Annotated in this window: 19 protein-coding genes, 3 tRNA genes and 1 pseudogene; 5 read left to right on the plus strand and 18 right to left on the minus strand. The window is 69.8% G+C overall.

Annotated elements, in window-relative coordinates:
• Nucleotides 1–31: 31 nt before the first annotated feature.
• The 7 genes from QNO12_RS00730 to QNO12_RS00760 all read right to left on the minus strand — a co-directional run bounded on the left by QNO12_RS00730 (nucleotide 32) and on the right by QNO12_RS00760 (nucleotide 8512).
• On the minus strand, nucleotides 32–1669 hold the full coding sequence (locus tag QNO12_RS00730; protein ID WP_257500827.1) for a GMC family oxidoreductase: 1638 nt from the start codon (nucleotides 1667–1669) through the stop codon (nucleotides 32–34).
• On the minus strand, nucleotides 1666–3474 hold the full coding sequence (locus QNO12_RS00735) for an aldehyde dehydrogenase family protein (protein ID WP_257500826.1): 1809 nt from the start codon (nucleotides 3472–3474) through the stop codon (nucleotides 1666–1668). The genes QNO12_RS00730 and QNO12_RS00735 overlap by 4 nt, the downstream gene beginning before the upstream one ends.
• 70 nt (nucleotides 3475–3544) lie before the next feature.
• Nucleotides 3545–5008 carry an MFS transporter gene (locus QNO12_RS00740; RefSeq protein WP_257500825.1) on the minus strand — a complete coding sequence of 488 codons (1464 nt, stop codon included), beginning with the start codon at nucleotides 5006–5008 and terminating at the stop codon, nucleotides 3545–3547.
• 64 nt (nucleotides 5009–5072) lie between these two features.
• Nucleotides 5073–6362 carry a kynureninase gene (locus QNO12_RS00745; RefSeq protein WP_257500824.1) on the minus strand — a complete coding sequence of 430 codons (1290 nt, stop codon included), beginning with the start codon at nucleotides 6360–6362 and terminating at the stop codon, nucleotides 5073–5075.
• Nucleotides 6349–7326 (minus strand): amidohydrolase family protein, encoded by a 978-nt coding sequence (locus QNO12_RS00750; RefSeq protein WP_257500823.1) that lies wholly within the window; start codon nucleotides 7324–7326, stop codon nucleotides 6349–6351. Before QNO12_RS00750 ends, QNO12_RS00745 begins: the two co-directional genes overlap by 14 nt.
• Nucleotides 7327–7365: 39 nt before the next feature.
• On the minus strand, nucleotides 7366–8214 hold the full coding sequence (gene kynA, locus QNO12_RS00755; RefSeq protein WP_257500822.1) for a tryptophan 2,3-dioxygenase: 849 nt from the start codon (nucleotides 8212–8214) through the stop codon (nucleotides 7366–7368).
• Nucleotides 8215–8251: 37 nt separating this feature from the next.
• Complete coding sequence (locus tag QNO12_RS00760) at nucleotides 8252–8512, minus strand: glutaredoxin family protein (protein WP_257500821.1); 261 nt, start codon at nucleotides 8510–8512, stop codon at nucleotides 8252–8254.
• 76 nt (nucleotides 8513–8588) lie between these two features.
• Between QNO12_RS00760 and QNO12_RS00765 the strand changes: the two genes are divergently transcribed.
• A complete protein-coding gene (locus tag QNO12_RS00765) occupies nucleotides 8589–9731 on the plus strand; it encodes a glycosyltransferase (protein WP_257500820.1) in 1143 nt (380 codons plus the stop codon).
• Between the two features lie 13 nt (nucleotides 9732–9744).
• Here the strand turns inward: QNO12_RS00765 and QNO12_RS00770 are convergent, their stop codons facing one another.
• A complete protein-coding gene (locus tag QNO12_RS00770; RefSeq protein ID WP_257500819.1) occupies nucleotides 9745–10914 on the minus strand; it encodes a polysaccharide deacetylase family protein in 1170 nt (389 codons plus the stop codon).
• A gap of 152 nt (nucleotides 10915–11066) precedes the next feature.
• On the opposite strand from QNO12_RS00770, the gene QNO12_RS00775 reads away from it, so the two are divergent.
• On the plus strand, nucleotides 11067–11582 hold the full coding sequence (locus tag QNO12_RS00775; protein ID WP_257500818.1) for a glycine cleavage system transcriptional repressor: 516 nt from the start codon (nucleotides 11067–11069) through the stop codon (nucleotides 11580–11582).
• Nucleotides 11583–11662: 80 nt separating this feature from the next.
• Nucleotides 11663–12679 carry a hypothetical protein gene (locus QNO12_RS00780; protein WP_257500817.1) on the plus strand — a complete coding sequence of 339 codons (1017 nt, stop codon included), beginning with the start codon at nucleotides 11663–11665 and terminating at the stop codon, nucleotides 12677–12679.
• A 49-nt stretch (nucleotides 12680–12728) separates the two neighbouring features.
• Here the strand turns inward: QNO12_RS00780 and QNO12_RS00785 are convergent, their stop codons facing one another.
• The 3 genes and pseudogenes from QNO12_RS00785 to QNO12_RS00795 form a co-directional block, all read right to left on the minus strand.
• Nucleotides 12729–14312, minus strand: coding sequence for an aspartate:alanine exchanger family transporter (locus tag QNO12_RS00785; RefSeq protein ID WP_257500816.1), 1584 nt, complete (start codon nucleotides 14310–14312; stop codon nucleotides 12729–12731).
• Between the two features lie 64 nt (nucleotides 14313–14376).
• Nucleotides 14377–14550, minus strand: a pseudogene (locus QNO12_RS00790) (WYL domain-containing protein); the annotation flags it as partial.
• A 325-nt stretch (nucleotides 14551–14875) separates the two neighbouring features.
• Nucleotides 14876–15376: an SRPBCC family protein gene (locus QNO12_RS00795; RefSeq protein ID WP_257500815.1), complete on the minus strand. Its 501-nt coding sequence runs from the start codon at nucleotides 15374–15376 to the stop codon at nucleotides 14876–14878.
• A gap of 66 nt (nucleotides 15377–15442) precedes the next feature.
• On the opposite strand from QNO12_RS00795, the gene QNO12_RS00800 reads away from it, so the two are divergent.
• On the plus strand, nucleotides 15443–15958 hold the full coding sequence (locus QNO12_RS00800; protein WP_257500814.1) for a winged helix-turn-helix transcriptional regulator: 516 nt from the start codon (nucleotides 15443–15445) through the stop codon (nucleotides 15956–15958).
• Nucleotides 15959–16665: 707 nt separating this feature from the next.
• Here the strand turns inward: QNO12_RS00800 and QNO12_RS00805 are convergent.
• From QNO12_RS00805 to QNO12_RS00830, 6 genes are all read right to left on the minus strand, one after another.
• Nucleotides 16666–16896: a helix-turn-helix transcriptional regulator gene (locus tag QNO12_RS00805; protein WP_257500813.1), complete on the minus strand. Its 231-nt coding sequence runs from the start codon at nucleotides 16894–16896 to the stop codon at nucleotides 16666–16668.
• Entirely contained in the window at nucleotides 16896–17360 is a 465-nt protein-coding gene (locus tag QNO12_RS00810; RefSeq protein ID WP_257500812.1) for a hypothetical protein, read from the minus strand. The genes QNO12_RS00805 and QNO12_RS00810 overlap by 1 nt, the downstream gene beginning before the upstream one ends.
• A gap of 123 nt (nucleotides 17361–17483) precedes the next feature.
• Nucleotides 17484–17744: a hypothetical protein gene (locus tag QNO12_RS00815; protein WP_257500811.1), complete on the minus strand. Its 261-nt coding sequence runs from the start codon at nucleotides 17742–17744 to the stop codon at nucleotides 17484–17486.
• A 170-nt stretch (nucleotides 17745–17914) separates the two neighbouring features.
• Nucleotides 17915–17987, minus strand: a tRNA-Phe gene (locus QNO12_RS00820).
• A 70-nt stretch (nucleotides 17988–18057) separates the two neighbouring features.
• Nucleotides 18058–18131: transfer RNA gene (locus QNO12_RS00825), tRNA-Asp, on the minus strand.
• 26 nt (nucleotides 18132–18157) lie between these two features.
• Nucleotides 18158–18230, minus strand: a tRNA-Glu gene (locus QNO12_RS00830).
• A 308-nt stretch (nucleotides 18231–18538) separates the two neighbouring features.
• On the opposite strand from QNO12_RS00830, the gene QNO12_RS00835 reads away from it, so the two are divergent.
• Nucleotides 18539–19921, plus strand: coding sequence for a peptidoglycan DD-metalloendopeptidase family protein (locus tag QNO12_RS00835; protein ID WP_257500810.1), 1383 nt, complete (start codon nucleotides 18539–18541; stop codon nucleotides 19919–19921).
• Between the two features lie 116 nt (nucleotides 19922–20037).
• Here QNO12_RS00835 and ppa read toward each other — a convergent pair whose 3' ends face one another.
• Complete coding sequence (gene ppa, locus QNO12_RS00840; protein WP_257500809.1) at nucleotides 20038–20571, minus strand: inorganic diphosphatase; 534 nt, start codon at nucleotides 20569–20571, stop codon at nucleotides 20038–20040.
• Nucleotides 20572–20676: the final 105 nt, after the last annotated feature.

Below are 20676 nucleotides of genomic sequence, written 5' to 3' on the forward strand. Positions count from 1 at the left end.
CGCCGCAGGACGTTCGCGCGCTGCTGAGCGGTCAGCGGCCGCTGATCAGATCGGCCGCGACTTCGCCGATCACGATGGCGGGGGCGTTGGTGTGTCCGCGGATCAGCGACGGCATGATCGAGGCGTCCGCCACCCGCAGCCCCTGCACGCCGCGCACCCGCAGCTCGGGATCGACGACCGACGCGGCATCCGTCCCCATCCGCGCCGTGCCGACGGGGTGGTAGAGCGTGTGCGAGTAGTGGCGCAGGGAGACCCGCGCCCGTTCCTCGGGTGTCATGTCCTGGCCACCGGCGGGCTGGATCCAGCTGCCATCCGTCACGGCGCGCAGCGCATCGGTGTCCAGCAGGCGCTCGCATTCGGCGAGGCCGGCCAGCAGCGTCGCCTGATCGACGCCGTCCGGGTCGCTCAGGTAGCGGGGATCGATCACGGGCTTGTCCGCAGGATCGGCGGACGCGAGCCGGATGGTCCCGCGGCTGCGCGGCCGCAGCAGGATGGCTCCGACCGTCAGGCCCTCGCCGGGCAGGGGAACCAGGCCTTCGCCGACGTACGGCGCGGAGGCGAAGATGATCTCGATGTCCGGCAGCGCACCGGTCATCCCGGTGCGCTCGGCGACACCGGTGCGGACGAACCCGTACGCCTCTGCCACGTTCGAGGTGAGCATCCCGCGGCGCGCGATGAGATAGCGCACGAGCTGGCCGATCCGCTCGGCGCCGTACAGCGTGCCGCCCTTCGCACCCGGAGCGAGGCCGGCGACGAGGTGGTCCTGCAGATTCGCACCCACCTCGCGGCTGTCGACCACGACGGGGATGCCGTGCTCGGCGAGGTGCTCGGCCGGACCGACTCCCGACAGCATGAGCAGCTGCGGGGTGTTGATCGTGCCGCCGGCGAGGATCACCTCGCGGCCGGCCGGCGCGTGGCGGGTCACCCCGCCGATCTCGACGTACACGCCGGTCGCGCGCGGCTGCGGACCCGGGCTGAACGTGACGCGCCGCACGAGCGCGCCGGTCACCACGCGCAGGTTGCGCCTGCGCCGCGCGGGCCGCAAGTACGCGTCTGCCGTCGAGGCGCGGGCGCCGCGGCGCTGCGAGACCATCGTCTGCGCGAACCCCTGCGCCTCCGGCAGGTTCGGCGACGTGACGGCATACCCTGCCTCCACTGCGGCAGCCAGGAACGCCGCGGTGTGCGGGCGGGGATCGCGCTGGTGCTGAACGTGCTGCGCACCGTCCGATCCGTGCGTCGGGTCGAGGGGGTCCTGCGTGCGCTCCACGCGCAGGAAATACGGCACCAGCGCTGCCCATGACCAGCGCTGCCCGGCGGCATCCGCCCAGTCGTCGTAGTCGGCGGCGAATCCGCGGATCCACATCATCGCGTTCAGCGACGATGAGCCGCCCAGCGTCTTGCCGCGCGGCCAGTAGATCGTGCGGTCGTCGAGGGCGGCCTGCGCGACGGTGTCGTAATTCCAGTCGTACGCGCCGCGGAAGAGGGTCTTGAACGCGGCGGGCACATGCAGCTGCAGTGCCTTGTCCGCTCCGCCGGCCTCCAGCAGCAGCACCGAGACGGCGGGGTCCTCGCTCAGACGCGCGGCCAGCGCTGCGCCGGCGGACCCGGCGCCCACGACGATGTAGTCGGCGGCCGGTTGCCCTGCCGCGCGACGAGGTGCGGCCCTCATGCGCGGAAGGCCTGGAGGAGCGTGCTCGCCAGGCGGGCGAGGTTGCCGTCCATCCGGTACCGCGTGAAGCCCTCGCTGACGACAGCGCCGGTGCGCGCGTCGACGAACCACGGCGGCTTGGGCAGGACCGAGCCCTTGGACAGGCTCCTGGTCCTCAGGATCCGCCCGATCGAGCGGGGGAACGGGCGGAACGGCCCGCGTGTGAGCGAGCGCTCCACCCGATCCAGAAGTAGCGCGTTGTGGACCACGCCGATGCCGCTTCCGACGTCCTCGAGGGTCCCGCCCGGATATCCGCCCCATGTGAGCGTCGGCGTGAGGAAGGCGAACGCCGTCCACGAGTTGATCGAGATGGCGCCGTAGCGCAGGTCGGCGATGGCGCGTTCGAAGCCGTCGCCCAAAGCGGCCTGCGTCCGCGGATCGATCAGCACGTTCGCACCGAGCGTGCCGGCAAGCCTCTGGTTGGCGTGGGCGACCGCGGTGTCCAGGAACTCCTGTCCGTTCCCCGGCAACGAGATCACGCCGAGCACGGGGGCGAAATACTCCGTCGCCTCCAGCGCGGTCGCATCCTCGCCCGGGGCGATCTCCACCAGCAGCCGGGTGCCGTCACCGTGCCGCGTCGCTCCCGGGTACTGGGATGCCGCGGCACCCAGTTTCTCGTCGCTGCGCGGATACCAGACCGGACGGGCGGGCGCGTGCGCATATGCGGTGCGCAGGGCGGCCAGGAAGGCATCGCGCTGGGGCCAGTCCGCGGCGAGCAGGACCACCTGTCCGGCGATGCAGTTGTGGCCGCTGTTCTGCAGACGCATCGTCACGATGTGCTCCGCCTGGAAGCGCAGGTCCGCCGCGCTCCATTCGCCGGGCACGACGATCACCGGGGACACGCCGCCCAGCTCCGCGGTGATCGGCTTCGTCAGCTGCGGGCGGCCGTCGCGTCGTCGTCGTGCCGCGTCCGGCCCGGTCCCCCACACGATCGCGTCGAACGTGGGCGCGGCGCCGGTGATGTGGACGTGGGCGATGCCGTCGTGGCCGGTCAGGTACGCACCCGCGGCGCCGCCGCCGCGGACGATCCGCAGGAACCCGGGTTCGATCAGCGGCGCGAGCGCGCGCTCGTACACCGGCACCAGCGCGTCCTGCGTCGGGTTCACCTTCAGCAGCACCACGCGGTTGTGCGCGATCAGCTCGTACAGCACGTCCAGCACCGGGATGGAGGTGACGTTGCCGGCGCCCAGCACCAGCCCGACCCCGCCGCTGCGCTCCGGCTCCCGCTGCGCGAGACCGGCGGTCGAGCGGGCGTCGGCGACGGTGACGTCGGGCTGGAACCACACCTCGCCGGTGTAGCCGGACAGCAGCAGGGAGTCCATCGTATTCAGCGGGAAGACGTGCGCGCGGAGGCGCCCGCCGGGTGCGGCATCCGTGCGGATGCGCTCGAGCGGGCTGACCCCCTGCGCCAGCGCTCGCAGCGTGTCGCGGTAGGCGTCCAGAGCGACCAGGGTCGCGTACGGACCCGAGAGCCACTCCTCACCGCGCAGCGGATGCTCCGGCCCGAGCCCCTTCGACACCGCGGCGACATCGGCCCATTCCTCCGCGGCGGCGGCGGTGGTGGCATGCAGGCGCTCGAACAGGCGGCCCCGCTGGGCGAGAGTCAGGTGCGCCCAGGTCCGCGCTCCGATGTGCACGTCGCCGATCGCCGCATCAAGCTTCTCGCGCTCGGCCGATGGCAGATCGGGGGCTGCGCCGACCGTCGCCGAGGCGGCGGTGTCCGCGGCGCCGGACACGGCCGGGGTGGGCTTGCCGGCAGGCGTCACAGCGGTCTCCTTCGACGGGATCTCCAGCCTACGTGGCGGGACGCGGTCTCAGCCCGGGCCGGTCTGGGTCTCACGGCGCGGTCTCGATGTCGGCGCGGCGCAGCCGGTAGCGGGCCAGGGTGAGCAGGCTGAGGGCGATCAGGACGGCCGGCACGATGCTGAAGCTGATCACGATGCCGGCGGTCGCGGCATCCGGCTGGGTCACCGACTGCCCGGCGGTGGACGAGACGTATCCGGTCACCGCGAGGATCACCGTGAGGGTGGTCGCACCGAGCGCGAACCCGATCGTCTCGCCGGCGGTCCACACCCCGCTGAACGCCCCGGCCCGGCCCGGACCGTGCGCCAGCTCGTCGTGGGAGATGACGTCGGGCAGCATCGCCATCGGCAGCGACTGCATGCCGGCGTAGGCGATGCCTGCCACCGCCACGGAGGCGTAGATCCAGGCGCCGGGAGCCCACAGCGCCGCCACGATGGTCACTGCCGCCACCGTGAACACGACACTGGCGATGGTGAAGGTGCGCTCCTTGCCGAGGCGCCGCGCTACCACGCCCCAGCCGGGGGCGGCGATCAGGGCCGGGGCGATCAGCGCGATGAACAGCAGCTGGACGGCATCCTCGGAGCGCATCACCCACGTCGCGACGTACTGTGCGCCGGCCAGCATCAGCCCGGTCGCGAGGGCCTGCAGGACGAACGTGGACAGCAGCGCCCGGAACGGGGCGCTGCGGCGCAGCGATCGGATGCCGGCGAGGTAGTGCTCGCGCAGCGGGACGCGCGCGGCCGGTGCGAGGGCGGCCGGGTGCACCGGCGCTCCGCCTGCGCCGACCGGGCGGCGAGCGACCGTCGTGGCCACCAGCATCCCGCCGGCGATCGCCAGGCCGGCCACGACGCCCATGACCAGGTAGCCGGTGCTCGGGTCGGCGGTCGCTCCGCGCAGAGCCGGACCCCCGGCTCCGAACAGGAGGATGGCCACGGTCAGCACCACGACCCGCCAGGTGAGCAGGCGGGTGCGCTCGTCGTATCCGGGTGTCAGCTCCGCGGGCAGGGCGATGTAGGGCACCTGGAACAGGCTGAACGCGGTCGCGGCGAGCAGAAAGGCGATCAGCACCCAGATGGCGCCGAGGACCGGGCCCAGCGACGGCGGGACGGCGAAGGTGAGCGCGAACAGCACCGCGATGGAGCACGCCCCGACGAGCATGAGCCGGCGACGCGTGCCGTGGCGGGCGAGGTCGCGGTCGGTGAGGGCTCCGATGACCGGGTCGATCACGACGTCCCAGATCTTGGCGGCCGTGATGACCGCACCGGCGGCGAGGGCGGCCACCCCGAGCGAGTCGGTCAGATAGTAGGCCAGCACCAGCCCGGGAAGGGTCGCGAATCCGCCGGTGCCGACCGACCCGGCCGCGTAGCGGGCGACGGTCCCGGCGGACAGCCTGCCCGGCAAGGTCTGGCGCGGCGTGTAGGCGCTCGCGACGGCGTTGCGGGGCGGGTCAGCGGGTGCAGAAGCTGATGCGCGGGCGTCGGGAGCGTCGGTGCTCATCGCGCCAGTGTAGAGCGACGTGTCCCGCCCGGCCGCGCAACCTGCGACGGAGCGCTCGAACCGCTCAGGAGGGGCGGACGGCGCTCTCCGCGTCGACGGCGTCGCGGACGGCCTGCATGCCCCGGAGGGTCTCCGTGAAGCTCGTGGACAGGGGGGACAGGCCGAGGCGCAGCCCGCCCGGACCCCGGTAGTCGGGGATCACGTCATGCTGCCACAGCCGGGCGGTGACGGCTCGCATGGATGGATGCTGGAGCGTGATGTGCCCGCCGCGCCGTTCGGTCACGCGGGGGGAGGCCAGCGTCACCCCGAAGGGGCCGAGCAGGTCGTCCGCGGCGCGGATGGCGAACTCGGTGAGGGCGGTGGACTTGGCGCGGATCGCGTCGATCCCGACCTCCTCGAGGATGGCCACGGTGTCCTGCAGCGCCAGCATCCCGACGATGGGCGGTGTGCCCGAGACGAACCGGCGCATGCCCTCCGCCGGGACGTACTCCGGCCCCATCGCGAAGACGTCCGCGGCGCCCATCCAGCCCTGGATGGGCTGGGCCAGCGCCGCCTGGTGCCGCGCGGCGACGTACGCGAACGCCGGCGAGCCGGGTCCTCCGTTGAGGTACTTGTAGGTGCAGCCGACGGCCAGGTCGAACTCCCAGTCGTCCGCCCGCACCGGCGCGGATCCGGCGGAGTGGCACAGGTCCCAGAGGATGAGGGCACCCGCGTCGTGCGCGATGCGGGTGAGGGCTGCCGCATCGGCGAGGTACCCCGACCGGTATGCGACGTGGCTGAGCACCACGACGGCGGTGCCCGGGCCGACGGCGCCGCGCAGGTGCTCCGCCGTCACGCCCGAGGAGCGGTCGACATCGATCCAGCGCACTCGGCCACCGCGCTCGGCGGCGATCCCCTCGACCAGATACCGGTCGGTGGGGAAGTTGTCGGTGTCCACGACGATCTCCACCCGGGCCGGATCAGCGGTCCGCTGTGCGTCGAATGCCGCCCGGATGAGCTTGTACAGGAGCACCGTGGTCGAATCGGCGACGACGGTCTGGCCGGCGGCCGCTCCGATGACCGCCCGACCCACCGCGTCGCCGATCTGGAACGGCAGCGCCATCCAGGACTCGTCCCACCCGCGGATCAGGCGCCCGCCCCACTGCTCCCGGATGAAAAGGTCCACGCGGGATGCGGTGCGCCGCAGCGGCCGGCCCAGGGAATTGCCGTCGAAGTACACCAGCGAGGTGTCCGCGCCGACGAACTCGTCGCGCACCGCCGCCAGCGGATCGGACGCATCCAGCGCGGCAGCCTCCGCGGTGAGCGGGACCGCCGTGCCGGGGTCGGGGGTGCGGGCACGATCAGCCGTGCTCATCGGCGATCAACTCCTCAGTGGGGACCACGATCGAGCCTGCCAGCCAGGCGGGGACGGCGGAGAGCGTCGCGGGCGGATCACCCGGGATGAACGTGGCGACCGCGTGCGAACGCTCACTCCCCGGCCACGGGTCCGAGAGGGCCCCCAGCAGCGCCCGGCCGCGCAGACCTGCGTCGTGCAGCGCGGCCAGTTCGCGCGGGTTCACCCCGACCGGGAGGTCGCCGTTGCCCAGGTCGGTGCCGTAGAGCACGGTGCCGCCGGCGGCGAGGAAGAGCTCCAGATTCCCTCGCGCACGATCGCGCTCCGCGGCACCGGAACGATGGATGTCCAGCGTCGAGATCCACCGTTGACCGAGAGCGGCCGCCGCCGTGACCAGGCCGGGCTCGAGCCGCTCGCCGAAGGGGGTGTGCGCGAGCGCGTCCACCCCGGCGTCGATGGCCAGCCGGACCATGCCGGGGCCCTCCGCGTGAGCCACGACCGGCAGCGCCAGCGCGCGGGCCGTTGCGATGATCGTCGCCAGGGTCGCGGCATCCATCACCGGGCCGGCCGCCGCGTTCAGCGAGACCTTGATGACGGATGCCCCGAACTGAGCCTGCTCGTCCACGGCGGTGGTCGCACCGCCCCCGACTCCGGGGTGGGCGGACGCATCGCGCACCTCGCGGACCGCGCCGGCGGGCGCCCAGGACCGCCCGACCGGGTATCCGCCGGGAACGGTGAGGAAGGCACCGGCATATGCCACTCGGGGCATGAGGTGCGCGGGGCGGCGGGCGAGTTGCACCGGATCGCCGCCCAGGTCGAGGACACCCGCGATGCCGTGACGGCCGAGGCGCTGTTCGTCGATGAGATGAAGGTGGACGTGGTGGTCCATGAAGGGCGGCAGGAGGACGCCGGTCTCGCCGGTGATCGCCCGACGGCATAGGCCGACATCCTCACCGAGGAGGCCGCGCAGTTCGTGGTTCGTCATCCGGCCGGTGCCGTTCCACGAAGGCCCGCCCGGCATCGGTCACTGCCCGATCTCGGTGCGCACGGCGAACAGCTCAGGAAAGAAGGTCAGCTCCAGCGCCTTCTGCAGGAACGGGACCCCGCTCGAGCCGCCGGTCCCCTTCTTGAAGCCGATGATCCGATCCACAGTCTTGAGGTGGCGGAACCGCCAGAGCTGGAAGTTGTCCTCCAGGTCGACCAGCTCTTCGCACGTCTCGTACGCGGCCCAGTGCGCCTGCGGGTCGGCGTAGATCGGCACGAGCTCGGGCATGAACGTCCACGCCTGGGTGACATCGCGCTCCAGGACCGCGACCGGGATCGGATAGCCGGACCGGGCCAGAAGGCGGAGGAACTCGTCGTACAGACTCGGCGCCTCGAGCGTCTCGCGCACCAGCTCGTGGGCGGCCGGGTCCGCCGAGAAAACGCGCAGCATCGCGGCGTTCTTGTTGCCGAGCGCGAACTCCACCGCGCGGTACTGCGCGGACTGGAACCCGCTCGCGTTGCCGAGCACGCCGCGGAACTGGGCATACTCGGCGGGGGTCAGCGTCGCCAGCACCGACCATTGCTCGGTCAGGGTCCGCTGGATGTGCTTGACACGGGCGATGCACTTCAGCGCCGGCGCGAGCCGGTCATCGCGCAGGAAACGGCATGCGCCGGACAGCTCGTGCAGCACCAGCTTGAGCCAGAGCTCGGTGGTCTGGTGCTGGATGATGAACAGCAGCTCGTCGTGGTGCTCCGGAGAGCTCAGCGGATGCTGTGCGGCCAGGAGGGTGTCAAGTTCGAGGTACCCGCCGTAGCTCATCCGGTCGGAGAAGTCGGTGACCACCGATCCTTCGACCGCGCGCGTGTTCGCTTCGACGCCTTCGCTCACACCACGAGCCTACTCAGCGCCGCCCGGCCGGGCCGTGTCAGATGATCGCGAGCTCGCGCAGCTTCGCTTCGACGTCGGCGTTGGACGGTTCGACGTGGTGCGAGGCGTCCGGGTAGACCACGACCGGGATGCTGGTGCGACCCGAGATCTCGCGCGCGACGTCGGCGGCCGGGGGGTCGGCGACCAGGTCGACATACGTGAAGCTGACGCCGAGCGCATCGAGCTGGGACTTGGTGCGGATGCAGTCACGGCACCAGTCAGCGCCGTACACCGTGACGGTCGAGGAGGGAGAAGTCATACATCCATTCTCCCGTATGAATGCTGGGTGCCGGCCGGGTGCGCAGGGTGCGCGCCCATGGGACGATTGAACCCGCATGGAACTGTCGATCATCGTGCCCACATACAACGAGGCTCCCAACGTGGCGGAGCTGGTCCGTCGTGTCACCGCGGAGACCGCGGGCATCGATGCGGAGATCATCTTCGTGGACGACAGCACCGACGCCACCCCGGACGTCGTCCGCGAGGTCGCGGCATCCGCTGCCCTCCCCGTGCGGCTGATCCACCGCGAGCGGCGGACCGGCGGCCTCGGCGGCGCCGTCATGGCGGGGCTGGCGGCCGCCGAGGCCGATGCGTGCCTGGTGATGGACGGCGACCTGCAGCACCCGCCGGAGGAGATCGGCGCGATTCATGACCGGTTCCTGCGCGGCGACGCCGATGTCGTCGTGGCCTCCCGCTACGCCGGCGACGGCACCAGCGCGGGTCTTGCCGATCGCACCCGGGTGCTGGTGTCCAAGACGGCGACCGCATTGACGCGCGCGATGTTCCCCATCCGCCTCCGCGGCGTGTCCGACCCGATGACCGGGTTCTTCCTCATCGACCGCAGGGCGGTGGATGCCGAGGCCCTGCGGCCGCGCGGGTTCAAGATCCTGCTGGAGATCCTGGCCCGCCAGAACCTCCGGGTGGCGGAGGTGCCGTTCGATTTCGCCGGAAGGCATGCGGGCGAGTCGAAGGCGTCGATGCGTCAGGGGATGCACTTCCTCACGCAGCTGACGGCGCTGCGGTTCGGCAAGATGTCACTGTTCGCCGTCATCGGCGGGCTCGGGGCGATCGTGAACGTCGCGATCGTCTGGGCGCTGACCCAGCTGGGGGTCAACTACATCGTCGCGGCGATCGTCGCGTCCGAGTTGACGATCGTCGGCAACTTCCTGCTGCAGGAGCGGTTCGTCTTCCAGGACATGAAGGGCGAGGCATCCGGCGTCTGGTCGCGTTTCGTCAAGTCCTTCACGTTCAACAACACCGAGCTGCTGATCCGCATCCCGATCGTCGCGCTGATGGTCAGCGGCGGGCACATCTCCGCGGTGATCGCCACCGCCATCACGCTGTTCGTGGCATTCATCGTGCGGTTCGTCTTCCATTCGCTGGTCGTCTACGCACCGCGCAGAGCAGGTGCCGCCAGCCGTGGGCGGCTGCTGGTGGACGAGCTGGATGCGCAGGCGATGTCCCCGGGCGAGCTGTGACCGACCGGGTCGGTCAGCCGATCAGGCCGATCAGCGCGTTCAGCCCCATGCCGTAGTTGATGCGGATGGTCGGCAGCGCCAGCTTGTCGGTGCCGATCGTGACATAGCCGGGCTCGATCGTCCGGGCCATCTCGTACCCCGCCTGGCGCAGCCCCTCTTTGGAGGTCTCGTTGTGGTGTCCGAACGGGTACGCCATGACCTGTTTGACGCCGAGCACGCCCGCGGAGGTCTCCATGTCGGCGGCGATCTCGGCGGCCGACCAGTTGACCATGCGGCCCTGCCCGTCCGCGCCTGCGGTGTGCATGTTGTGGGTGTGCGAGCGCTGCTGGACGTACATCGACGGCGACGGTCCGGTCCCGTCGATCGTGATGCAGAAGGCCGTCGAGAGCACCTGCTTGGCGACGACGACCGGCACTCCCATCTCCAGCCAGGTGATGTCGCAGTCATCGTCGGTGACGATCACCGAGTGCGTGGGCAGCCAGAGGCGGCCGTCGATGAAGGCGCTGAGCTCGTCCCACGTGGGCAGATAGAACCCGGTTGTGGCGATGTGGTTCATGTGGGCGTCGAAATCGCCGATGTACGCGTAGTTGCCGCGCAGCCAGTTGTCCTCGCCCTCCGGTTTGGCGGTGAACTGGTGGTACATCAGGATCGGTATCCGGGCGTTCTCCGCCGCGTTCTCGTCCGGCGTCTTCCACGACCCGTACAGGGTCCTCTCCTGCTCCGTGCAGACGACCGGTTCCGAGCCGTTCACCCGGCCGGGGATCGCGAAGGCGGCCGCATCCTCCGGGGTGGCGTACCACCCGCCGAACACCAGGCCGTCGCGTTGCGGGATCGGCAGGCCGGCGTACAGCACGCCCTGGGTCTGGAGCACCGGCTCGGCGGTGACTCCGTCGCCCACGAAGCTGACCGCGCACGCATTCGGATCGCCCGATGCGGCCAGCAGCTCCTGCGTCGCCGTCATCGGCGGGGCGGTCGCGCTCGCATCCGGCTGCGCCGGCGTCGCGCCGCCGGACGGCGCGGCGACCGGTTGCTGGTTGCCTCGAGTCAGTGCGAGCACCGACACGGCGATCACCACGACGGCGATCAGGACGAGCGCGGCCAGAAAGGTCGCGAGCCGCCGACGGCGGCGGACGCGCGCGGACACACCCCGTGTGCGCGCGGCGTTACGTGTCGAATCGGTCACAGCCCTCAACCCCAGCGGATCAGCGCCCCGACCATCGGCATGCGCTCATCGCACATCGTACGGCCCGGACCCCGGCGCGCCAGGCAGCGCCGGCACACCGATTGCGAAGCCGGATCGACCGTGCCGCGGCGCGGATCGCTACGCTGTGCGTCATGACAACGCTCGTCCTCACCGTCGTCGGAGATGACCGACAGGGGCTCGTCGCCGCCGTGGCGGATGTCGTCACCGCGCACGGCGGCAACTGGGAGAACAGCCAGCTGGCCGAGCTGTCCGGTGCCTTCGCGGGCATCATCCAGGTCTCGGTGGGCGACGAGCGGGTCGAGGAGCTGCGCGCCGCCCTGGCCGAACTCGACGGACTGCTCACGGTGACCACGCACACCGGCGATGCGGGGACCGGGGATGCTGCGCCGCCTCGTCGGTTCTCGATCCGGGTGCTCGGCAACGACCATCCGGGCATCGTCCGCGAGGTCTCCTCGACCCTCAGCGACCACGGTCTGAGCATCGAGCGGATGACAACCGAGACACGCGACGCCGCAATGGCCGGTGGCCGGCTGTTCGAGGCGACCATCGCCGCCCACGTTCCGGCATCCGTCGATGTCGACGCCGTGCAGACTGCGCTGGAGCGCCTCGCCGCCGAGATCCAGGTGGACGTCACGCTGCAGACGTGACCGCGAATGGAGATCCGGATGGCTCGGTGCAAGACGTTGCTCTCCGACGGAGCAATGTCGGGCGCGCGAGGGCATGGCTGATGGCTGAGGTGAGCGTCGACGCCCCTCGGGCTCTGCACTGGCGCCCACTGGCGGTCATCGCGCTGACCATCCCGCTGATGCTCCTGGTCGATTACGCGGTGTCGTATGCGACGGTCGTGGCGATGTTCTCGGGATCCGTGCCCCTCCTCGTGGTCGCCGTCGTCGTCGCCTTCGTCCTGCTCGTCGGGGCGATCGTCGCCGTGAGCAGGGCGTTCACGGGAAAGCTCACCATCCTCGGTGCGGCGGCCGCCGCCGGCCTTCTCGCGTGGGCGGGCGCGTTCGGCTTGGTCAACGGGATCCTCCGTCCGCTCGCGCTCCACGAGGACGTCCTGCTGCATGTCGCGGTGTGTGTCTTGTTCGCACTGGCCCTGGGTATGTTCCTCGGCCCTTTGCCGCTGCGCATCGCGGGTGCGGCATCCATCGTCGGGCTGATCGCGCTCCTCGTGCTCCCTCCGACGCCCACCGAGGTGGCGGAGGTCGAGCACGCGCGGACCGAAGCCGCGCAGGTGGACGCGGCTCGGTCCACGTGGATGGATTCTGGAAGGTTCCCTCTCGTCACGGACCTTCCGGGCTGGTCCAACGTCGAGCTCAGGGCCACGGGGGCAGACGCAAGCACCTGGGTGCGCAGCGACACCGGCGCGGTCGCGCGCATCATCACCCAGTGGGACACGCCCCCGCCCGACCCGCTCGCACCGTGCAACTTCATCGGCGGGCCCGGACTGGAGTGGGATCGCGGCTTCGACCAGTCGCCCTCCTGGTGCATTCGGTCGGGCAATCAGTGGTCGCGGTCAGATGGAAGCGCCGTCTACGTTTTCGACGCGGGCACCACTACCTGGATCACCGCATTCGGCGGATACGACGCCGAGCGGGTCGGTGGATTAACGGCTGCCGCCCCGCAGGACATCGCCGCCCTGCTCCCCTCGCTTCGGACCATGAGCCGCGAAGAAGCGGCGCGATACCTGCTCCCGACATTCGACGGCATGAACAGTCCCGAGGTGCAGACCCCCGGCTTCTGAGATGAGGTGCACCGCGTCTCAGTCCGGCGCGGAAGCTTCGCCGCCTCGGTCAGAAGGCCACGACCAGGATCTGTGCGATGAGGATCTTCACCACCATCGCCGCGGGGTACACCAGCGTGTAACCCACCGTGACCCGCATGTCGTAGCCGGTGCGGGTGTTCGCGAAGCCCAGCAGCGCCGGATTCGTGAAGGTGCCCGCCATAACCCCGCCCAGGCGCGTGCCCTCGGTGCGCAGCGCGAGACGCGCGACGGCGTACGTGCCCGCGGCGAGGAGCGTCGTCATCGCGGCGCCTAGCACCAGGAGGCCGACGATCTCGCCCGAGGTGATCGCCGAGCCGATCAGCGACCCTGCTTTCGTGCCCGCGTAGGCGAGGAAGAGCACCAGCCCCAGCTCTGCCAGCACGTTCGCGGCCGTGGTGGGCAGCGTCGTCACGATGGGGCCGACGCGGCGCACGCGGCCGAACACGAGACCGGCGATGAGCGCACCCGCCGCCGGGCCGAGGGCGAACCCGCCGCCACCGGGCAACGGCACGGTGACGGCGCCGAGCGCCAGCCCGAGAGCGATCCCGACGCCGAGCGCGACGGGATTGATGTCGGTCATGCCCCGCTCGGAATCGCCGATGAGCGTCGTCAGCGCGGGTATCTCGTCCCGGGGGGCGACGACCTGCAGCCGATCGCCCTGCTGCAGGACCACATCGTCCGCACCGAGCATGTCCGCATCACCGCGTCGCACCCGCGGCACCGTGGCCCCGAAGCGTTCACGCAGCCCGAGGCTCCCGAGCGGACGGCCGGCGAGCTCGGGGTTGGAGAGGATGAGGCGGCGGTACTCCAGCCGCGACCGGTCCTGGACGATGTCCAGGGATGAGGTGTGCCCGAGTTCGGCTGCCACCGCCTCGACCGCCTCGCGCGGGCCGACGACGTTGACCACTCCGCCCGGCGGGAGCTCGGTGTCCGGTCCGACGACGACGTAGTCGCCGCCGCCTTTCGAGCGCAGCCGCGAGAACGTGATGCGCCCTCCGTAGCGACGGCTGAGCGCCCCCGCCGTCGGGCGATCGGCGGTGTCGATGCGCACCGCCTTGTTCTCCAGCTGCGTGGCGGCGTGGTCCTCGGACGCCCGATGACGAAGTGCCAGACTGACGGCCGCGATGGGGGCTATCACGCCGAAGACGTAGGCGCTCGCGTACCCCACCGTCGCCTCCGGGCTCCCACCGCTCGCCGCGAGTGCCGGCGTGTTCGTCACGGCGCCCGCGAACGTGCCGGCGATCGTCACCGTCGAGAAACCCAGAGCGCGACCGAGCAGCAGACCGGTTGCCGCCGTGGCCAGCAGGACGGCGGTCACCACGAGGAGCAGCGGGTAGGCCGTGCGGAGGGTGTGTCCGAAGCTCGGTCCGGCGATCAGACCCACGCAGAAGGCGAACACCACCAGACCGGTATCGCCGATGAGCGCCGGCAGCTCGATGGTCACGCCGGTGGCCACGCCCCACGCAGTGAGGCCCATCGCGGCGAAGAGGACGCCGATCGCACCCAGCGACACCCCGCCGACGCGCACACGCCCGAGCGCGGAGCCCAGCCCCACCAGCAGGAACGCGGTGAGCACTGGCTGCGCGGCCAGGAAATCGAACACCGGTCGCATGCCCCCGAGTATGCTGCCGGGCGCCGCGCGAGGATAGGTCCCGGTCTGTGCACGCTCGAGCGACTCAGTCGCCCCGACCGTGCACCGGTCTGGCGTTCGCCGGCGGTTCTCCGACCTCGTGGATGGTGTGGCCGCCGCAGGGCGTCTCGGTCACGCTGGCTCGCTCGATGCGCGACATGGTGAACCATCGCATCGCGTTGCGCAGCCCGCACCACCCGACGAGGTACCACCGGCCGTTCGGGGTTCGGGGACGCCTCGCGAGGTCGCGAGGGTGGAGTCGGTCACCCTCGGGCGAATCGACGGATTCCGGTGATCAGGAGACCGACGGCGAGCGCTCCGACGCCGCCGAGCAGAACGGGAAGCCCGACGCTTCCACCGGTCTGTACCAGATCAGTGCGATCAGCGAGGTGACGTAGCGTGCGAGGGCGAAGAACGCAACGGCAACGACCCGCTGAGTTCCGTTCTCCGCGCACTCCGGATCCGTAAAGGACGACCTGAAGCAGCTCGTTCGGCGCGGGGTGAGGCGTGTGTCGGCGTCGCGGTAGGACGCGCGGCGCCCGGTCTCATCGCTCCATACCCTCCACATGCGCCGCCATCTTGTCCAAGCACTGCTGGAGCCCGCTCGCGGACAGATCTCTCGCCTCCGCGGTCGTGTAGCCGGACTCAGTCATCCGCAACCGGGTGCCCCCGTCCGGTGTCGGGGTGAGCTCCACCATGTGCTGACCTTCATCCGGCACGCCCGGCGGGATGCCCGCCTCTGCGGGGGTGATGTGGTTCCCGCCCGCGTCCGTAAACGTGAACACGTAGCGCAGCAACCGTGGCGGATGAAGCTCCGTGATCGTCCAGGTGCTGTGCTGTTGGAACCCGCCCCACGCCGCTGGGGCTTGCATCGTGACCCGGATGCGCCCGCCCACGCGGATGTCGGCCTCCGCGCGGGGACACGTGAAGCCTTCCGGGCCCCACCACATCCGAAGATCCGCGGGGTCGGTCCACGCGCGCCACACGTGCTCTATGGGCGCACCGAAGCTACGTTCCACCTCGACATCGAATGTTGATCCAGGCATGACATCCCAATCAGTAGTAAAATGCAACTGAAAGGTATCGACCGGGATGAAAGGTGTCAAGACCCGATGAAGCACACTGTCGCCCGTCGTTCCGAGTGCCCGATCAACTTCACTCTGGAGTTACTGGGAGACCCGTGGTCGTTGCTGGTGGTCCGCGACATCGTGTACTTCGGCAAGCGAACATTCGGCGAGTTCCTGAGCAGCACGGAGGGGATGGCGCGGAACATCCTCAGCGCACGCCTGACGCGTTTGCAGGAGCGCGGGATCCTGCAAAGCGCGGTGCATCCGACCGACGGGCGCAAAGAGGTGTATACGCTCACCGAAACTGGCGTCGGTCTCGTGCCGCTGCTCCTGGCTGCAGCGGACTGGGGCGCCGAGCATGCGCCATCCACCGACGCCCCGCCCTGGTGGATCGAGCTCGTGCGCGAGCGGCGAGATGAGCTCACCCAGCTGATCAGCGAAGCGGTGCGCGAGGGGCGCTCCGTCTTCGTTGGCGGCGACAGCGTCGTCGCGGAACTCGCCGGCAGAACCCCCACCCGACCGAGTCGAGAGAGCGGGCAGCACACCGTCGGCCCGGAGTGATCGAACCGGGACGCCATCGGCGTCAGGCCGCCAGGCCCGGGCGGCTCCGCGCAGCCGTCGAACGTTCCCGACGTCTGGCACACCCTCGAAGACGATGAGCCACGCCATCGCGATCAGCATCCCGTCCAGTTCAGCTCCAAGGCAGGCGACGGAGTCAGCGTGGTCGTCCATCCACTGTTGAGGCGCTCATCCCGGAACGTCCATGCTCGCGAGAGCGGTAGCGCGATCGAGTATGAGACGCCCGGTACCGGCGACGTCGTCCGCGCTCCATGCCAGTGCGCCGTCGCGGATCGTCGCGTCGTTCATGGCGGCGCCCGATCATCCGTCCACCAGCCATGCAGCCAACGATCGCCGGAGGCGACGCGATGCTCCTCCACAGCGGCCTCGAGCGCGGCTGCGGGCAACTCGCTGGACACCCAGAACTCGCTGATGTGCGGGGGATCGGGCGTGATGTGCAACTCGGGAAGGCGCCGGAAGCCCCTCCGCGACGATCTCCGCGTGTCGATGCCAGGTGCCCATGCGGTCGAGCCGGGTCTCAAGTCCGTCCAGCGCGTCGATGATCGCCGGGAACTGACGAAACACATTCCCGCCGTACCGCACTCGCCGCACTCGCGCCTCGCGACCGAAGGCCTCGTCCCCCGCCAGCACGGCCCCCGACATCCCGCCGAGGCCCTTGTACATCGACACGTACTCCGATGCGACCGGCTCTACGATTTCGTGCAGTCCGCGTCCGAAGCCGTGTCGCCTTCGTCGAAGACGAACAAGTCCTCGATGCTGCATTGGAACGTCGCTGCGAGCCTGAACGCAACGGGTAGCGACGGGTCGTAACGGCCTTTCTCAATCGAAATGATCGTCTGGCGTGACACTCCGAGTTCGTCGGCTAGTCGTTGTTGAGACCAGCCCAGGTCTTGGCGGCGCTGCGGAAGCGTGTTCTTCATCAGGTGGCGGACTTCTTCAGCCACAGGTAACGCGCTGCGACATCGAGCATGGTGAAAAGCAGCACTCCAGCAAGCACCAGACCGACGGATGCCTCGATCTGTAGCAGCGAGAATCCGGCTGCGCCAAGCCCGCCGACGATCAGCAGGTCATGGAACGCACCGCTCGCCGCCTTGTGGTACCAGAAGGACTCGACGGAATCGTCGGGGTTCTCGAGTGCTTCCGAAAGGGTTGCGCGGTCGACGAACAGCACCCAGCCCAGTGCTGTCGCGACGGGGAAGGTCCCCACCATGACGAGCGCGAAAGCGAGTATCGGACGTTCGGTGGGGGTCACCGACACGAAGAGTCCGCCCGCGCCGGCGGAGACGAGCCCGCCCATCAGTAGTGACGCGCCCAACAATGTTGCGGAACCGCCGCCGAAGTGAGCGCGCCCCCAACGGCTCCGCGTCGTTGTGCTCTCATCCATGTCGTCCGCCTTTCTCCGAGGCTGAGCGTCTCTTGCGCTAGTCCCCGATGTACAGGAAACTTTACAGACAAGGTTCCTTTACATCAAACGCGTGCGGTGAGCCGGCCGGCATCCGCGCGCCTGTCACGAATGGGTCCGTGAGGCGACCAATAGCGACAGGGGAGCGTGTTCAGCTCGCCGCCGGGCGGCGAAACGAACCCCGCGGGTCAGAAGCGGTCGGGGCAGGGGTTGCCGTAGCCGTAGCGGATGACGACGTCGGCGTGCCGTCTTGATGGAGTCGACCTTGATCGTGGTGAGGTCATGGAAGACCACACGCAGCACGTCGGTGGCAAAATCATTCCCAGCATCGAGCGTGACGACATCATTCTTGATCTCGATCATCATCTGCGATCGCACATACGGCCTGCTGAGCAGTCGAGCGAGGTTGGTGAACTTCCCCCCCCATCCCGAACGCTGCGCACATCGTTGACCAGCAACCCTGCCGGCAAAAGCGAAACCCCCGCCATGTAGAAGCTAGGCGAGGGTTTCTGGGGTGACTGTAACGGTCACCCGTGTGGCTCCGACGGGCGTCGATCCCGTGACCTCACGATTTTCAGTCGTGCGCTCTACCAACTGAGCTACAGAGCCGCGCGGCATCCGAAGATGTCACGTCCTAGACGAAAGGCCCTCTTCGAAAAAAGGGCCTGTCGCCGTGGAGCGACCCTGACGGGACTTGAACCCGCGACCTCCGCCGTGACAGGGCGGCACGCTAACCAACTGCGCTACAGGGCCATGCGTATTAAATTATGTGTCGGGCGTGACCCCAACGGGATTCGAACCCGTGCTACCGCCGTGAAAGGGCGGCGTCCTAGGCCGCTAAACGATGGGGCCGGATGAACCCGGGGGCTCACCGTTACCGACGCTCAAGCATACGCAATCCAACGCTGATCCGCCAATCGACCACGCGGACTGCGAAGAGCGCGGTAGCCCTCAGTCTAGGGGGTCACGGGCACCGCATTCGTTCAACCGGTCCGATTCCTCCGCTGCGGGCGCGCCAGCGGCTCCGATCGCCCGTCGGCAGGTGGAATGGGTGGAGTGTGCTGCCGGCAAGGAGCAGGATGGGAGCACGCGAAGGTTTTCGTTGCGCATGTGACTGATGTTGCTAGTGTGAGGGAAGTCAACCCGCGACGGGAGGATCCGTGGAGCCCGAAAAGACGCTGGACGAGTGCGGCTGCGGCCCATCGCCGTCCGAGCGGCGTGCGCTCTGGCCCGCCGTGAGCCGTCGTGGCGCCCTGGGGCTGGGACTGCTCGGTGTGGTCGCTCTGGGGGCGACCGGCGGTCCGGTGATCTCCTCCGCGTTCGCCGCGACGTATCCGTCGTGGGACGACGTGCAGGCGGCCAAGGCGAACGAGGCGGCCAAGGCCGCCGAGGTCACCAAGATCCAGGGGCTGATCCAGAGCCTCAACAACGAGGTGGCGCGCACCCAGGAAGCCGCGCGCCTGGCCTCCGACGTCTTCTACGAAGCACAGCAGGCGTTCTTCGCGCAGGCCCGGCGTGCCGACGAACTGCAGGCGCAGGCGGATCAGCAGGCCGCACAGGCCACGGACTCGGCGAACAAAGCCGGTCGCCTGGCAGCCCAGCTGTATCGCAACGGCGGCGATGACACCTCCCTGGAATTGTTCTTCGCCGGCTCCGCGGCATCCACCGATGACCTGCTGGCCCGGCTGGGCACGATGGACAAGCTCATCGAGCGCAACAGCGCGGTGTACTCGGACGCGGTCATGGCCCGCGACTCGGCGCAGAGCCTCAGCGATCAGGCCGTTGTCGCTCGTGCCGAGCGCGACCGCCTGCAGCGCGACGCCGAGCAGAAGATGGTCGTCGCGCAGGAGGCCGCCAACGCGGCACAGGCTGCTCTGGATGCCCAGACCGCCAACCTCGCGACGCTCCAGGCCCAGCTCGCCGCACTGCAGGACACCACGACCAAGACGGTTGCCGATTACCAGGCGGGCGTCGAGGCAGCCCGCATCGCCGAAGAGAAGCGTCAGGCGGAACTGCGCGCCGAAGCCGAGCGGCGGGCAGCTGAAGCCGCAGCGGCCGCACCGGCCGCAGGCGGCGGCGGTGGCGGCGGCGGCGGAGGAGGCGGCGGCGGCGGTGGTGGTGGCGGCTCAGGGTGGTCGCGACCCGGCGGCGGCGGTGTGTCCTCCGGCTACGGTCCCCGGTACGTACAGTGCGGCAGCGGCTACTGCTCCAGCGGCTACCACGAGGGCACCGACCTGGGTCAGGCGTGCTGGTCGGGCATCTACGCCGCGTACCAGGGCACCGTGGTCTACGCGGCATACAACGGCGGCTACGGCAACTACATCAAGATCGATCACGGCAGCGGCGTCGCCACCGGGTACGCGCACATCTCGGACGGCGGCTATTACGTCCGGCACGGCCAGTGGGTCAACTCCGGCGACCTCATCGCCGCGACCGGGCAGACCGGCAACTCGTTCGGCTGCCATCTGCACTTCGAGGTGTACCTGAACGGGCGCACCACCAATCCGGCCCCCTTCCTGGCGGACCGGGGCGTCTGGCTCTGACCCGCCGGTAGCCGGGCGCGGGCACGTGACGGGACCCTGCGGTAGCCGGGCACCGGCACCGGACGCAAAAGGCGGACGACGCGCTGGTGCGCGGCATCCGCCTTCTGGTCGGATCGTCAGACGGTCTTGGGAGCTACACCCTCACCCTGCGTCTTGGTCTCGCCTTCGTGCTCGGCGAAGCGCACGATCGCCTCGTCGAGGATGCGGTCGGCCTCGTCCTTGCCGCCCCACGCGTCGACCTTGACCCACTTGTTGGGCTCGAGGTCCTTGTAGTGCTCGAAGAAGTGCTCGATCTCCCGCTTGGTGAACTCGGGGATGTCATCGAGGTCCTGGATGTGGCTCCAGCGGGGGTCCTTGGTCAGGACCGCGACGAGCTTGTCGTCGCCGCCGGCCTCGTCCTTCATCTTCAGCACGCCCACCGGGCGCACGTTGACCATCACGCCCGGGAACAGGGTGACATCCAGCAGCACCAGCACATCGAGCGGGTCGCCGTCTTCGCCGAGGGTGTTCTCGAAGAACCCGTAGTCGGCGGGGTAGCCCATCGGTGTGAACAGGACGCGGTCCAGGAAGACCCGCCCGGTGCCATGGTCGACCTCGTACTTGACGCGGCTGCCGCGGGGGATCTCGATGACGGCGTCGTGTGCGCCCATGCGTGTGCTCCTTGGATGACGGGTGTGGATGCCGCGGACCAGCCTACTCGCGAGCGTGTGCCGTCAAAAAGCGGGGAGAAATCGGGCGCGGCGCCGGTGGGCGTC

It is taken from the genome of Microbacterium sp. zg-B185 (genome assembly GCF_030246885.1).
In the GTDB taxonomy this organism is placed as follows: domain Bacteria; phylum Actinomycetota; class Actinomycetes; order Actinomycetales; family Microbacteriaceae; genus Microbacterium.